General features: G+C 74.4%; 8 protein-coding genes. All 8 read right to left on the bottom strand.

Going from position 1 to position 15,023, the window contains the following annotated elements; translation table 11 throughout:
• Positions 1 to 32: 32 nt before the first annotated feature.
• Positions 33 to 2,894: an amino acid adenylation domain-containing protein gene (locus tag AB0411_RS02080; protein ID WP_366415235.1), complete on the bottom strand. Its 2,862-nt coding sequence runs from the start codon at positions 2,892 to 2,894 to the stop codon at positions 33 to 35.
• A 35-nt stretch (positions 2,895 to 2,929) separates the two neighbouring features.
• The gene (locus tag AB0411_RS02085; RefSeq protein WP_366415236.1) at positions 2,930 to 3,754 is read right to left on the bottom strand and encodes an SDR family oxidoreductase; all 825 of its coding nucleotides are present in this window, start codon (positions 3,752 to 3,754) and stop codon (positions 2,930 to 2,932) included.
• Positions 3,745 to 4,509 (bottom strand): thioesterase II family protein, encoded by a 765-nt coding sequence (locus tag AB0411_RS02090; RefSeq protein ID WP_366415237.1) that lies wholly within the window; start codon positions 4,507 to 4,509, stop codon positions 3,745 to 3,747. Before AB0411_RS02090 ends, AB0411_RS02085 begins: the two co-directional genes overlap by 10 nt.
• A 27-nt stretch (positions 4,510 to 4,536) precedes the next feature.
• Positions 4,537 to 5,595: an amino acid--tRNA ligase-related protein gene (locus AB0411_RS02095; protein ID WP_366415238.1), complete on the bottom strand. Its 1,059-nt coding sequence runs from the start codon at positions 5,593 to 5,595 to the stop codon at positions 4,537 to 4,539.
• 24 nt (positions 5,596 to 5,619) lie between these two features.
• On the bottom strand, positions 5,620 to 7,035 hold the full coding sequence (locus tag AB0411_RS02100; RefSeq protein ID WP_366415239.1) for an FAD-binding oxidoreductase: 1,416 nt from the start codon (positions 7,033 to 7,035) through the stop codon (positions 5,620 to 5,622).
• 24 nt (positions 7,036 to 7,059) lie between these two features.
• Positions 7,060 to 11,046: a non-ribosomal peptide synthetase gene (locus AB0411_RS02105; RefSeq protein ID WP_366415240.1), complete on the bottom strand. Its 3,987-nt coding sequence runs from the start codon at positions 11,044 to 11,046 to the stop codon at positions 7,060 to 7,062.
• Between the two features lie 46 nt (positions 11,047 to 11,092).
• Positions 11,093 to 13,498 carry a non-ribosomal peptide synthetase gene (locus tag AB0411_RS02110; RefSeq protein ID WP_366415241.1) on the bottom strand — a complete coding sequence of 802 codons (2,406 nt, stop codon included), beginning with the start codon at positions 13,496 to 13,498 and terminating at the stop codon, positions 11,093 to 11,095.
• Positions 13,499 to 13,731: 233 nt separating this feature from the next.
• Positions 13,732 to 15,021, bottom strand: coding sequence for a hypothetical protein (locus AB0411_RS02115; RefSeq protein WP_366415242.1), 1,290 nt, complete (start codon positions 15,019 to 15,021; stop codon positions 13,732 to 13,734).
• Positions 15,022 to 15,023: the final 2 nt, after the last annotated feature.

The following is a 15,023-nucleotide window of genomic DNA, read 5'->3' on the forward strand; positions in this document are numbered from 1 at the left end:
CGGCCGCCGGGTGCGGCCGGGCGCCGTGGCGGTCAGGCCACCGGCGGCGCCCCGGTCACGGCGGCCAGGGCCGTGGGAGTGGGGTGCCGGTAGAGGTCGCGCATGCTCACCGTGCCGAAGCCGTGCCGGCGCAGGGCCTCCAGCAGCCGCACGGCCAGCAGGGAATTGCCGCCGGCGGTGAAGAAGTGGTCGTCCGGGCCGACATCGGCGGCGATCACCGAACGCCACACGGCGAGCATCGCCGCCGCCGGGTCCGTGCCGTCGGGTGCCGCCTGCGCCCCGGCGGGCGGCGCGGTCCGCGGCCGCCGGGCGGCGGGCAGGGCCGCCCGGTCGAGCTTTCCGTTGAGGGTCAGCGGCAGTGCGGGCAGGGCGACGAGCTCCGCGGGAACCATGTAGTCGGGCAGGACCGCGGCGCTCCTGCGGCGTACGTCGGCGGGCGCCGTGCCCTCCGTGAGGACGGTGTATCCGACCAGACGGGCGTGCGCGGGGCCGGCCTCCTGTCCCTCCACGACCACCGCGGCGTCCACCACCCCCGGGTCGTCGACCAGCACCGAGCGCACCTCGCCCAGTTCGATGCGGAAGCCGCGGATCTTGACCTGTTCGTCGAGCCGTCCCTCGTGGTCCAGCGCGCCGTCGAGCCGGAGCCGCCCGAGGTCGCCGCTGCGGTAGAGCCGTTCGCCGCTGAACGGGTCGTCGGCGAAGCGCTCCGCGGTGAGTTCGGGGCGGTTGAGGTAGCGCAGGGCGAGGCCCGCGCCGCCCACCCAGATCTCGCCCACCGCACCGGGCGGCAGCGGCCGTCCCCGGTCGTCGCGGACCGACACCGACCAGCCGGGCAGCGGCCGGCCGACGCAGCGGGGCCGCTCGTGCCCGTCCCAGGAGCGCACGTCCCGCGCGGTGACGTGCACGGTGGTCTCGGTGATCCCGTACATGTTGACCAGGCGGCAGGCGCTGTCGGGATGTCTGCCGAACCAGGTGCCGAGCATGCGGGGGTCGAAGGCCTCGCCGCCGAACACGATCAGCCGGGGCGCGGGGGCGGCGGCCGTCCTGGCGTCCATGTCGAGGAACCCGGAGAAGGCCGACGGGGTCTGGCTGAGCACCGTGACGCCCTCGCGGAGCACCAGGGCGTGGAAGTCCTCGGGCGACCGGGTCACCAGGTGCGGCACGACGACGAGGCGGCCGCCGGTGAGCAGGCAGCCCCAGATCTCCCAGACCGAGAAGTCGAAGGCGGCGGAGTGGAAGAACGTCCAGACGTCGCCGGCGCCCAGGCCCATGTCGGGGGCGGTCGCGTCGAGCAGCGCGCGGACGCTGCGGTGGGCGACCACGACTCCCTTGGGGCGGCCGGTCGTTCCCGAGGTGTAGATGACGTACGCGGGGTCGCCGGCGCCGGCCGCGGGCAGGGCGGTGCCGGCCAACTCGGGGGCGGCCGCGGTGAGTGCGGCGGGCCGGAGGACCCCGGTGCCCTCGGCGGCCGGGAACCCGGACAGGGTGGTGACGACGAGGGCGAGGCCGGCGTCCTCGGCGATGAAGCGCAGCCGTTCGTCGGGGGCCTGCGGGTCGAGCGGGACGTAGGCGGCGCCGGTCTTGAGGACCGCGAGCAGGGCCACCACGAGGTCGGTGGTGCGCTTGAGGCAGACGCCCACGAACTGCCCGGGTCCGGCTCCGCGGTCCACCAGCACCCGCGCCCAGTTGGTGGCCCGGGCGTCGAGTTCACGGTAGGTCAGCCGCCGGGTGGCGTCGCAGACCGCGACGGCGTCGGGCTGTGCGCGGGCGAGGCGGGCCACGGCGTCGTGGAGGGTGGCGGGGCCGGGCGCGCCCGGGCGGGCGGTGCGGCCGAGCGCGAGGACGGCGTCGGCGCCCGCGTCGTCCAGCAGGGCGAGGTCGCCCACGGTGCGGCCGGCGTCGGCGTCGGTGAGCTGGGCGGCGAGGTGCCGGATGTGCCGGACGAAGTCCCGTGCCACGGCGGGGTGGACCGCGCCCGGGGCAGGGGTGTGCCCGGCGGGGCGGACCGCGCTCTCGTCGCCGTGCCAGGTCAGGATGAGGGGAACGGTCCCGGGGGCGAGCGGGACGTACGCCTCGTCCGGGGTGTGGCCGGCGAGGACGACGCACACGGGCGGGAGAGCGCCGGCGTCCTCCCCGGCCGGGGACCCCAGGGCCGTCCTGACCTGTGCCACCAGCGCACTCAGCGGGAGGGCGTCCCCGGTCCCGACCCGGATCACCTTCGCGCCGGGTGCCCGGCCGGCCGGTTCGGTGAGGATCACGGCGAGGCGCACGGTGGTGCTGCGCTCGTACCGGGACAGCGCCACGGCCGCGGCGGCCACGACGACCTCGGGGGCGAACGCATCCGTGGGCAGGGGAAGTTCCGACTCCACGGACTCCGGAAGCCCGGAGGGCGCCGGCGGCTCCGGAGTCTCGTCCTCGGCGAGGCCCCAGGGCGGGGCCGGGGCGGGGGACCAGCCGGCGGCGCCACGGGCGGTGCGCTCGCGCAGTGCCGGGACGAGCGCGGACACCTCGCGGTCCGGTGCCGTCAGTTCCCGGGCGAGTGCGCGGAGTCCGGCGTGGTCGAGGACCCCGCGGCGGGCCACCACGACGAGATCGGCGACGCCGTCGGGGTAGCAGGTGAGCACGGTGCGCAGGCCCGGGTCGCCGTGGTGCAGCGGGCGGTGCGCCTCCCGCTGCCGCATCCGGTCGGCCCGCGGGGCGGTGGAGGGGGTTTCGGCGTGCTGCACCCAGTAGCTGCCGGTGTGCCGCGCCGCGGCGGAGGCGGCCGCCCGCTCGGTGTTCGTCCGGGCGGCCCGGAGGTGTGCCGGGTCGGTGAGCCGCAGCACGATGCCGTGTGCGGCGTCGTCACCGAGGGCGGCCGGGCCGTCGGTACGGGGGCGGGGCTGCTCTGTCATGCTCTCCATCCGCATCGGAGGTCCTTCGGGGTGGCTCATCGCGCGGTGAATCCGCCGTCGACGGTGACCGTGGTGCCCGTCACCTGGCGGGAGCCGTCACCGGCCAGCCACAGCGCGGCGTCGGCCACGTCCTCCGGCTCCACCAGGGCGTTCATGGGCTGTGCGGTGACGAAGGTCTGTTCGTGGTCGTCGGTGTCGAGGTCGAGGCAGCGGGCGATCTCGGACAGCATCCGGCCCTCGACGTGCGGGGCGTCGCGCACCGAACCGGGGCAGACCGCGTTCACCCGGACCCGCAGCGGCGCGAAGTCCAGGGCGGCGGCCTTGGTGAGGCCGACCAGTGCGTGCTTCGCCGCCACATAGGCCGCGAAGTGCCGGTAGCCGACCAGGCCGGCGGTGGAGGCCACATTGATGATGCTGCCCGCGCGCTGTTCCAGCATCGCCGGGGCGACCGCGCGGATCATGCGCCAGGCGCCGGAGAGGTCGACGTCCAGCATCAGCTGCCACTCGTCCTCGCCGATGTCGTGGACGGGCTTGCCCGACGGCGCGGCGATGCCCGCGTTGTTGACCAGGACGTCGAGGCGGCCGAAGCGCCGCAGGGCGGCGTCGACCGCCGCCCCGACGGCCTTGCTGTCCCGCACGTCGGCCCGCAGGCCCAGGACGTCGGCGCCGGACCGCCGGCACAGCTGGGCGGTGCGCTCCAACTGGGCCTCGTCGGCGAGCGGATAGGGCACGCCGGGGATGTCCCCGCCGGTGTCCAGCAGGACCAGGTCGGCGCCCTCCTCGGCGAAGCGCACCGCGCACATCCGGCCCAGGCCGCGCCCCGCGCCGGTCACCACCACCGTCTTGCCCGCTAGTCGCACGGCGCACCGGCCCCGGTGAACCGGCCCGTGGACGGGGCCTGCTGGGCGGTGGTGCCGAGCGCCGCCGCGACCAGCTCCAGGAGCTTCGGGGCGGCATCGGTGAGGTACATGTGGCCGCCGGGCAGCTCGGTGTAGGTGAACGGGCCGGAGGTGGCGGTGTGCCACTCCCGGGCGTCCCGCTCCGTCACCAGGACGTCGTCGGCGCCGCGCAGACAGGTGACCGGGGCCTCGACGGGTTCGTCGGACGGCGGCCGGTAGGACTCGTGCATGGTCACGTCGGCGCGGAGCGTGGGCAGCATCAGCTCCCGGAACTCGGCGGACTCGAAGGCGGGGTGCCGGTAGCCGGCCAGCTCCTCCACCCGGGCGAGGAACTCGTCGTCGTCCAGGGCGGCCGCCTGTGGCGCGCGCCCCCGTGCCGGGGCCGGGGAGCCGCTCACGAACACATGGGCCACCGGCACTTCGGTCCGTTCCTCCAGGGCGCGGGCGAGCTCGTAGGCGAGGACGGCGCCGAGGCTGTGGCCGAAGACGGCGACCCGGGAGTGGCCGCGCGCCGCGTCGAGGGCCTCGGGCAGCAGGGCGTGCACCGCACGGGCCACGTCGCGGTGCGGCTCCTCGTCGGTGCGCTCCTCGCGGCCGGGCAGTTGCAGGGGTTCCAGGCGCAGCCCGGCCGGGGCGGACTGCTGCCACTTGTGGAAGAAGGCGGCGCCGGCGCCGGCGTGGGGCAGGCACAGCACGGGCACGGGGTCTGACGTCATGGCACTCCTTTCGTTGCGTACCGGGCGCTAGGGACGGACGATCGCCGGGGGCCAGGAGGCGGGCTCGTTGACCCGGGACACCAGCGGGATGTCCCGGATGTCGTCGTGGTGCAGCACCCACATGAGGAACCGCTCGACCCCCATGCCGAAACCGGAGGTCCGCATCGGGGCGTCCGCCCGCATCCGGACGTACCAGTCGTAGTCCTCCTCGTGGACGTCGTGCAGCGCGATCGACTTGCGCAACAGGTCCGGGTCGGTGTGCCGTTCGCCGGAGCCGACGACCTCGCCCATGCCGAAGAGCAGGTCGGCGGCGCGGGCCGTACGGGCCTCGTCGTCGCCGAACGCCTGGTAGAAGGGCACCGCCAGGGTGTCCAGGTGGTGCATCCAGACGAACTCGCTGACCCGCTCCATCAGCAGGCGCTCGCCCTTGCGGCTCAGGCTGCGCCACTCGCCGTGGTCGCGCACCGCGCCGTCGACGTCGCCGACGATGCCGACGGCCTCCTCGAAGGTGACCCGGGCGAACGGTGCGCTGTGGCCCGCCATGCGCTCCAGGTGGGAGATGTCGCCGCGGGCCGCGGCCAGCCGGTCGCCGTGCCGGTCGAGGACGGCGGAGGCGAGCGCCTTCACATAGCCGTCGACGTACCGTATGAGGTCGTCGAGGCCGCCGGGTATCTCGGCCTCGCTGTGGGTGAACTGCGTCAGATGCGTCGCGTCGGGCGTCTCGACGCGGAAGCTCGGCAGGAGGCTGTAGCAGCCGCCCGGGGCGAGCCGGCAGCCGTACTCCAGCAGGTACTGCATCGAGTCCTGCAGATAGGTGTCGACGCCGTTGACCCGGACCTTGACCGCCTCGGTGTCACTGCCGAAGCCGTTGGGGCAGGTGACGGTCCGGGTGGTCAGCGGCAGCGGCAGGCTCTTCAGTCCCTGCGCGCGGGCGTACTCCATCGTGGCCCACTGCACCGTGTCCTGCAGATCGGCGACCAGGGAGTACCAGGGGGAGCGCAGGGCGGTCACGAAGGCACGGGGGTCGTTGCTGTCGAAGGTGGCCGGCGGGGTCACGCGCGGCTGCGCGGTCGAAAGCTGCGTCATGGGGTCTCTCTCCAGACGTGCGGACTAGGCGTGCGGGTGCGCTGAGGGAGGGATGTTCTGGTTGCCGGCCAGGACGTTGTCCGGGTCGTAGCGGCGCTTGAGGGCGGCGAGACGTTCGTAGCGGGCGGTGCCGTAGACCTCGGCCACCCGGCCGGGCCGCTCGTCCTGCAGGTAGTTGACGTACGCGCCGCCGTACTGCCACTCGGCGAGCCGCGCGGTGCCCTCCCGGCTCCAGGCCGCGTTCGCCTCGTCGTCCGCGGGGTCGGTCCACTGGGCCGACACCGTGCAGATGTAGGGCGCGTCCCGGCGGGGGAAGGCGGACTCCGCGTCCGGCACCTCTTCGATGGCGCCGCGCAGGTACTCGAAGTCGATGGACGACAGCGCCGACGGCATCTCCCGGGCGGTGTCGGTCAGTTGGGCGACCGCCCCCTCGGTCAGGTCGGTGAGGTAGCAGGACTTGGTGAAGTAGCGGTGGCCGTGCGGCTCGCCGTGGTCGCCGAGGGCCTGCAACTGCGCGTACGACAGCACACGGGAGTCGGTGGCGTCGGGGGCCGCCGTGGCGAACAGCGGCGCGGTGTGCCGGGGGCCGTCGGCCGGGTCGCCGAACCAGACGGCGGTCAGGAAGAGCGCGGGCCGGCCGCGCAGCCGCTCCGGGATCCAGGGGTGGTGGCCGGCCTGCTTGAGGGCGGCGGTGGCGTGCAGGTCGGGGCCCTGCGCGACGGCGAACTCGCGGTAGCGGGCGAGCGCCTCGGGCACGTCCGCCAACGGGTGGACGCCCGTGTGGTAGTGCACGGGGCCGACCGGTCGCAGGCGCAGCGTGAAGCGGGTGACGATGCCGAGGTTGCCGCCTCCGCCGCGCAGGCCCCACAGGAGTTCGGCGTGCTGTTCCTCGGTGGCTCTCACGATCGTGCCGTCGGCCAGCACCACTTCGGCCGCCACGAGGTGATCACAGGTCAGGCCCCACTTACGGGCGAGCCATCCGTATCCGCCGCCGAGGGTCAGTCCCCCGAGGCCGGTGTGCGCGACCACGCCCGACGGACACACCAGGCCGTGGGCGAGGGTGGCGGCGTCGACATCGCGCAGCAGGCAGCCGCCCTGTGCCCGCACGAGGTGTGCGCCGGGGTCGACCTCGACCTCGTTCAGCAGTGACAGGTCGATCATGACCGCGTCGTCGGCGACGGCGGTGCCGGCGACGTTGTGGCCGCCGCCGCGCACGGTCACCGCGAGGCCGGCCGCGGTGGCGTACCGCAGGGCGGCACTGACGTCCGCGGCGCCGGTGCAGCGGGCGATCAGGCGGGGCCGGCGGTCGTGCATGGCGTTCCACACCGCGCGCACCTCGTCGTACGCCGCGTCGTCGGGTCCCAGCAGCGGGCCCTGGAAGTGGTGGCGCAGATGCTGCTCGGCAGAGTCCGGGGACGCCGGGTCCAACAGGTCGGTCATGGGGGTTCGTTGCCTTCCGGTCGGTCAGTGGTCTGCTTGTCGGGCGAGCAGTTCGGCGGTGACGACGCCGGCGATCTGCCGGCGCGGTGCGGGGTCCATGGCCTCTTCGTGGCGGCAGGGCAGGTCGTACCGGTCGAGGTCATCGACGTAGGGGGCCCAGGACGCCGGGTCGGGGCGGGCCGCGCCGCGGCCCTCGGTCGCGGTGAAGTAGACGGTCCGTCCGCGGACCCGGCGGGGCCGGTGGGCGGCCACCAGCCGGCTGCTGGTGACGCCGGCCGCGATCAGCCGGTCGAACGCGGTCTGTTCCAGGCCGAGTTGCCGCTGTCCGGCACCGCGGAGGGCGGCCAGTGCGGCGCCGGGGTCGGCGGCGAGGGCCGCCTCGTCGGCGGCGGCGGGCACCAGCGTGGCCAGCAGAGCGAACTCGTCCCACTGCTCGGGCGTCGCGAACGCGGGGCAGGGCCAGACCTCGCCCGGGTAGGCGTCGACGAGGACGAGGAGCTCGATGCCGGCGCCCTCGTGCTGCAGCCGGCCGGCCAGCGCATGGGCGATGTTGCCGCCGAGCGACCAGCCGAGCAGGCGGTAGGGGCCCTCGGGCTGTACCCGGCGGATCTCCGCCAGCATCCGGTCGAGCAGCTCGTCCATGTCCCGCGGGAGCACGCTGTGTTCGGCGAGTCCGGGCGCCTGCAGGCCGTAGAGGGCGAGGCCGTCCGGCAGGTGCGCGGCGAGGCCCGCATAGCTCCAGGCGAGCCCGGTCGCGGGGTGTACGCAGAACAGCGGGCGCGGGTCGGTGCCGGTGCGCAGCGCCAGCAGCACGTCGTGGTCGTCCGCTGCACCGCTTCGCCCGAGCGCGTCCAGGATGCCCGCGACGGTGGGGGCGTCGAACAGGGTGCGGATGGTGACCCGTTCGCCCAGCGCCGCATGGATCCGGCTCAGCAGCCGCATCGCGAGCAGGGAGTGCCCGCCCAGGTCGAAGAAGCTGTCGTCGACGCCGACCCGGGGCACCCCGAGCACCTCGGCGAACACGCCGCACAGCAGGACCTCCTGGGGCGTGCCGGGCGGTGCGCCGGGGGCCGCCTCCTGCGGGTCCGGGACCGGCAGGGCGCGCCGGTCCAGCTTGCCGTTGGGGGTGAGCGGCAGTGCGGGCAGCTCCACGAAGAGCGAGGGGACCATGTACTCGGGCAGCGCCTGCGCGGTGCGCCGGCGCAGCGCGGCGACGTCGAGGGCGGCGCCCTCGACCGGGACCGCGTAGGCCACCAGCCGCTTGTCGCCGGGGCGGTCCTCGCGGGCCAGCACCACCGCCTGGCGCACCTGCGGGTCCCGCTCCAGGACGGCCTGGACCTCGCCCGGCTCGATCCGGTAGCCCCGGATCTTGACCTGGTGGTCGATGCGGCCGAGGAACTCCAGCTCGCCGTCGGCGTTCCAGCGCACCAGGTCGCCGGTGCGGTACATCCGCTCGCCGGGCGCGCCGAACGGGTTCGCCACGAACCGCTGCGCGGTCACCCCGGCCCGGCCGGCGTAGCCACGTGCCAGTCCCGCTCCCCCGACGCAGAGTTCGCCGGCGGTGCCGGGCGGCACCAACTGCAGATGGCCGTCGACCACATAGGCCTGCATGTTGCGCAGCAGCCGGCCGATCGGGGCGCGGCTGCGGCGATAGGCGTCGCCCGCCTCGATGACGGAGATCGACACGTCGTCCGAGCACTCGGCGGGGCCGTAGACGTTGGCGAGCGGGATGTCGGGGTGCCGGGCGAACCAGCGGTCGACGAGGTCGGGCGGCAGCTCCTCGCCGTGCACCAGCATCCACCGCAGCCCCTTGAACAGGCCGACGGTGCTCTCGTCGAGGTCCCCCATGTCGAGGACCGCGCGCAGCACCTGCGGCACGATCTGCAGCACGGTGATGTCCTCGTCGGCGACGCAGCGGGCGAGCAGCAGCGGATCGCGGGTGGTGTCCTCGTCGAGGACGTGCACCCGCCCGCCGACCAGGGACATCGTCAGCGCCTGCCACACGGCGACGTCGAAGGTGAGCGGCGCGTTGAAGGCCATCGTGTCGTGCGCGCCGAGGCCGTAGAGCTCGGCCACGGCGAGCAGATGGTTCGACAGGCCGCGGTGCGGAACCAGGACGCCCTTGGGGCGCCCGGTCGAGCCGGAGGTGAACACCGCATAGGCGAGCAGGCCGGGGCGGTCCGCGAGGTCCGGCCGGTGCCAGGGGCGCGTCGCGTCGGGTGTGCCGTCGGGCGGGACCACGGTGACCCGGTCCGGCCCGGCCTGGGTGAGCGCCCGGGCGCGGGCGGCGAGTTCCGGGGCGGCCACCAGGTAGCGTGCGGCGCTGTCCGTGAGCATCTGCCGGGCCCGGCCCTCGGGCAGGCCGCCGTCCAGGGCCAGGTATCCGCTGCCGGCGCCGAGCACACCGAGCGCGGTGGTGACGAACCAGGCGCTGCGGTCGGAGAGGATCGCGGTCAGTTCGTCGGGTCCTGCACCCGCTGCTGCCAGGGTGCGGGAGAGGCGGTCGATGTCCTCCGCGAGGTCCCGGTAGGTGTGGCGGACGCCGCCGTCGGACACGGCGACCGCGTCCGGCCGCTCCGCTGCCCAGTGGCGGATGCGCGCGCCGAGGTCGACCGGCGTCTCGGGCCGGTCGGGGCCGTTCCACTCCACGATCTGGCGGTGGCGCTCGGCCGCGGACAGGACGGGCACCTCGCGGATGCGCTGCGCCGGGTCGGCGGCGAACGTCTCCAGGAGCCGGACCAGCCGGTCGGCCATGGCCTCTGCGGTCGCCGCGTCGAACAGGTCCGTGGCGTATTCGAGGGTGACCCCGAGTCCGGCGGGCGCGCCGTCCGGGTGGCGCCGGTCGTCGAAGTCGACGGAGAGGCTGAACTTCGCGGTGTCGGTGGTCTCGTGCAGCGCCTCCACCGCGATGCCGGGCAGTCGCAGCGCCTCGCCGGGCCGTCCCTCGTTCAGCGCGAGCAGCACCTGGAACAGGGGGTGCCGGTGCGGCGCGCGCCCGGGGTTGAGCACCTCGACCAGCCGGTCGAAGGGGACGTCCTGGTGGGCGTAGGCGTCGAAGTCGCTCGCGCGGACCCGGCGCAGCAGCTCGGAGAAGGTGGGGTTGCCGGAGGTGTCGGTGCGCAGCACGAGGGTGTTGACGAAGAAGCCGACCAGGTCGTCGAGGGCCGCGTCGGACCGCCCGGCCACCGGGGTGCCGAAGGGGATGTCGGTGCCGGCCCCGGAGCGGGTGAGCAGCACGGCGACGACGGCCTGCAGCACCATGAACAGGGTGCAGCCGTGGTCCCGGGCGGTCTCCAGGAGGCGTGCGTGCAGCTCGGGGCCCATGCTGCGGTCGGCGGTGGCGCCCCGGGAGGTGTCGGCTCCGGGCAGCCGCACCCGGTCCGAGGGCAGCGCGATCTCCTCCGGGAGGTCCGCCAACTGCTTCTGCCAGAAGGCGAGCTGACTGTTGATCAGACTCTCGGGATCGTCGTCCGCGCCGAGCAGCTCGCGCTGCCACAGGGTGTAGTCGCGGTACTGGACCGGCAGCGGCTCCCAGTCCGGTGCGCGTCCGTCGTGCCGTGCGCGGTAGGCGGTGGACAGGTCGCGCAGCAGCGGGGTCAGGGACCAGCCGTCGCAGACCACGTGATGCATGACCAGGGCGAGCACCTGGTCGTCGGCCGCCACCCGCAGCAGCCAGGCTCGGAACGGCAGGTCGGTGCGCAGGTCGAAGGGGCGCCGCACCACGTCGTGCAGATCGGCGTCGAGCCGGTGCGCCCCGCTGTCCAGGACGGCCAGCAGCGCACCGGTCTCCTCCGGCGGCAGGACGCGCTGGTGGGGCTCGCCGTCGGCCTCCCCGAACACGGTCCGCAGGCTCTCGTGGCGGCCGACGACATCGGCCACCGCGGCCTGCAGCGCGGGCACGTCCAGGACGCCGCGCAGCCGCACGACCACCGGCACGTTGTAGGTCGAACCCGGCCCTTCCAGCCGGTTCAGGAACCACAGCCCCTGCTGTGCGTACGACAACGGGAACACGCTCACTCCTCACCACACAGGGCCACCGGGCGCACCATGGCCGCCGTCATGAGCGGCGCGTCAGCTTCGGACGGGCGGCCGCGGCCGCCGGGCTCCGCTCCAGGGCGGCCACGACGCCGGCCACGGTGGGGGCGTCGAGGATCTGCCGCAGCTCGACCGCCCGGCCGGTGACCGAGCGGATCCGGTTCCACAGCCGCATCATCCGCAGCGAGTGGCCGCCGAGGTCGAAGAAGCTGTCGTCGAGCGAGACCGACGGCACGCCCAGCGCCTGGGCGAAGAGGCCCGCCACCGTGACCTCCAGGGGCGTTGCGGGGGCCCGTCCCGCCCCGGCGGCCGCCGCCGCGTCCACCGGCTCCAGGGCGGCCAGCGCCGCCCGGTCGGCCTTGTGGTTGCGGTTCAGCGGCAGCTCGTCGAGCTGCCGGAAGGCGGTCGGGACCATGTGGTCGGGGAGTTGGGCGAGCAGATCGGCGCGCAGTTGCGCCGGGTCGAGCGGCTTCTCGGCGGTGAAGTAGGCGCTCAGGACGCCCGTGCCGTCGGCACCGCGGCGCAGCAGCACCACACATGCGCGCACCGACGGCAGTCGGCAGACATGGCTCTCCACCTCCGCGGGCTCCACCCGGTAGCCGCGGACCTTGACCTGGTCGTCCGTCCGGCCGAGGTAGTCGAGGAGGCCGTCGGCGTTCCAGCACGCGAGGTCGCCGGTGCGGTACAGCCGCTCCTCGCGGCCGTCGGGGCGGGCCCGCACGAACGACGCGGCGTCGAGGTCGGGCCGGTGGAGGTAGCCGTCGCTGAGCCCGTCACCGCCGACGTAGAGCTCACCGGGCACCCCGAGCGGCTGCGGGTTGCCGTCGCGGTCCAGCACCCAGGCGGTGGAGTTGGCGATCGGACGGCCGATGGGCACCCGGCCGGTGTACCGGCGCGTGAGGCGGTGGGTGACGGAGAAGGTGGTGTTCTCGGTGGGGCCGTAGGCGTTGATGAAGACGCTGTCCGGGCAGGCGTCCATGGCCTCGGCGAGGTGCCGGGCGGAGACCGCCTCGCCGCCGACCAGCACCTGGCAGCCGGCCAGGACGGCGGGGTCCTGCTCGACGAGCTGGTTGAAGAGCGTGGAGGTCAGCCACAGGGTGTTGACCCGGTGCTGCTCGATGGCGACCCGGAGGTCCACCGAGTTCAGGACGGTGGCGGGCGGGACGAGGACGAGGGTGCCGCCGTTGAGGAGCGCGCCCCAGTACTCCAGGGTGGTGGCGTCGAACGCGAGGGCACCGGTCTGCAGGATCCTGGTGGCGGCCGAGAGGTCGGCGTAGTCGGTGCCGCGGACCAGCCGGACCACGGCCCGCTGGTTGACGAGCACGCCCTTGGGCCGGCTGGTGGTGCCGGAGGTGTACATCACGTACGCGGCGTCCTCGGGCGCGCAGGCGAGGTCCGGCAGGCCGGCGGGGTCGGCGTCGTGCGGCCGGGTGAGGTCGAGGACCGGGAGGTCCGCGGTGACCGCCGGGTCGTCGACGAGCAGCAGCCCGGCGCCGCTGTCCGCCAGCAGGACGTCCCGGCGGGCCGCGGGCAGTTGGGTGTCGAGGGGGACGTAGGCCGCGCCGAGCCGCAGCACGGCCAGCACGGCGACCAGCAGCCGGGGCGTGCGCTCCAGGGCGAAGGCGACCCGGGTGTGCCGCCCCACGCCGTGTGTGTGCAGCAGCGCGGCCAGCCGCAGGGCCTGCCGCTCCAGTTCGCGGTAGGTGAGGGAACCGTCCTGATGGCTGATCGCGGGCTGCTCGGGCCGGGCCGCGGCCTGGGCGGCGAACAGCGCGTAGAGGCAGGAGTCGCGGGGATAGGGGCGGGCGGTGTCGTTGAAGCCGCGCAGTTGCTCGGCCTCGGGGCCGGTCGGCAGCCGCAGGGCGCCGATCGGTGCGTCGGGGCGCTCGGTGAGCTGCCGCAGCAGCTGCGCCAGATGGCCGAGCATCCGGTCGGTGAAGGCCGCGTCGTGGACGTGCGCGTGGCAGTCCGCGTGCAGGAGCACGCCGTCGGCCGTGACCTCGCAGGCGAGCACCACATCGGCGCCGGCCGGCTCGGTCGCGGGGCCGTCGACGGCACAGACCACTTGCGGCGGGGTGCCGGCCGCGGTGTCCGCGGTGGCGGGGAGACCGGCGAGGCCGGCCGTCACCGTGCTCAGGTGCTCCGCCGCTGTGGTGCCCGACGGCATGGCGACGGCGAGCGGGGCACCGGCGGCGTCCCCCGCCCGCCGCACCCCGATCCGGAAGGCGGTGCTGTCGCTGTACTTCCGGGCGAGCAGCAGGGCCGCCGCGAGGACATGGTCGGCCGTGCGGTCGCCGAGCGCGGCGGCCGTCGCGGCGGGCAGCCGCCGCGACGCCCGCACCCTCGGGCAGGGCCCGGGTGCGGCGCACGGCCCGCCGAACGCGAACGCGGACGGCACATCCGTCTCTTCCTCGCGCACATCCCCCACGCCCACACCCCACCATTCCTGATCGCTCGGCAGGGCGTGATGCGACCTCGCACCGCCCGCCGGCCTCCCCCGTTCGGGATGGCAGCCAAATCCTGAGACAGACAGTAGATTTTGGTGCGGAGCGGCGGCGGCAGATGCCGAGGCAGAACACCGGCAGTTGCCGCCGGAAAGGAAAAGCAAAGGGGCCGGCCAAGGCGAGTTTCGCGCCTTGGCCGGCCCCTTTGTATCAGCCGTCAGTGCAGCGGGAGTTCCAGGCCGTTGAGGGCGTGCACACCGTCGTCGAACCGGAACTCGAAAGTGAGCGCCGCACGGGCCGCGTCAATGGTGCGCATCACCCCTTCATGGCCTTCGCACACGCCCGAAATGGTGTCCAGGGTCAGGGTGCTGGTGCCGCCGGGAAGGTCGTCGCCCGGGCGGACGAAATTCCGGTAGGCGGTGATTCCGGGCAGTTCGCGCACGGCTTCGGCGCCGTGCACGGCCACCAGACCGCCGGGCCGCAGCGGGGCAAGATTGTTGTACTGGAAATGGACCTTTCCGCCGAAGTCGAAAGTCGGCAGATAAGGCTCTTCACCGAGGGCCAGCAAGGCGCCGACGCGCACCAGATCCAGGCCGCAGGATTCCCGGGACATCATGTTCACATGCCCCGAGAGCCGTCCGTTGAGTTCGATGATGCGGGGCCCGTCGGGAGTGAGCTTCAGTTCGGTGTGGGCGAATCCGTGGTCGGCCCCCACCGCTTCCAGGGCGCGGGTGACGAGGTCGAAGATCTCCGCTTCTTCCGCGCACGGCAGATGGCTGGGCCAGATCCGGCCGGTGCCGCGGAACGGCGGTACCACCGGGGACTTGCCGGTCAGCACGAGGTGGGTGATGCCCGAGGGCGTGCAGACGCTCTCGACCGACACATAGTCGCCGAACGGCTCGCTCGCCCGGCCCTCCAGGAACTCCTCCAGGATGAACGGCTCCCAGGTCCCCTCGGCGGCGAGGGCGTCGAGGCGGGCCCGGACCAGGCGGGCGTCCTCGGGCGTGCGCAGCGCGTGCGCCTCCCGGCTCCGGGAGGCGGTCACCGGTTTGGCGAGCGAGGGCAGGCCGATGAGGCGCAGGGCCTCGTCCCAGTCCTCGGGCGACTCCACGACCCGGAACGCCGTCCCGTCGACGCCCGCCGCGCGCAGCGCCCTGCGCTGGGCGCCCTTGTCGGTGTAGAGGCGGGCGGTCTCCGGGGACAGGCCGGGCAGGCCCGCGGCGGCGGCGAGTGCGGCCGCCGGGCGGATCATGTCCTCGCAGAAGGTGAGGACCGCGTCCGGGGCGAGCGCGCGGACCAGGTCCGCGTCCTGTTCCGGCCGCCCGGTCAGGGTCCGCACCTCTCCCAACAGCTCCATGACGGGACGGAGTTGGGTGACATGTGCGGAGTGGTCCGGGACCAGGAAGACGATGTCGCCGAGGTCGGCGAGGCCCGCGCCGACCTCCCCGGCGGGCACCGCACCGGCGTCGTAGAGAACGGCGAAGAGCGGCCGCTGAGGTGGCGTCATGG

Source organism: Streptomyces angustmyceticus (assembly GCF_040701845.1).
Classification (GTDB): domain Bacteria; phylum Actinomycetota; class Actinomycetes; order Streptomycetales; family Streptomycetaceae; genus Streptomyces; species Streptomyces angustmyceticus_A.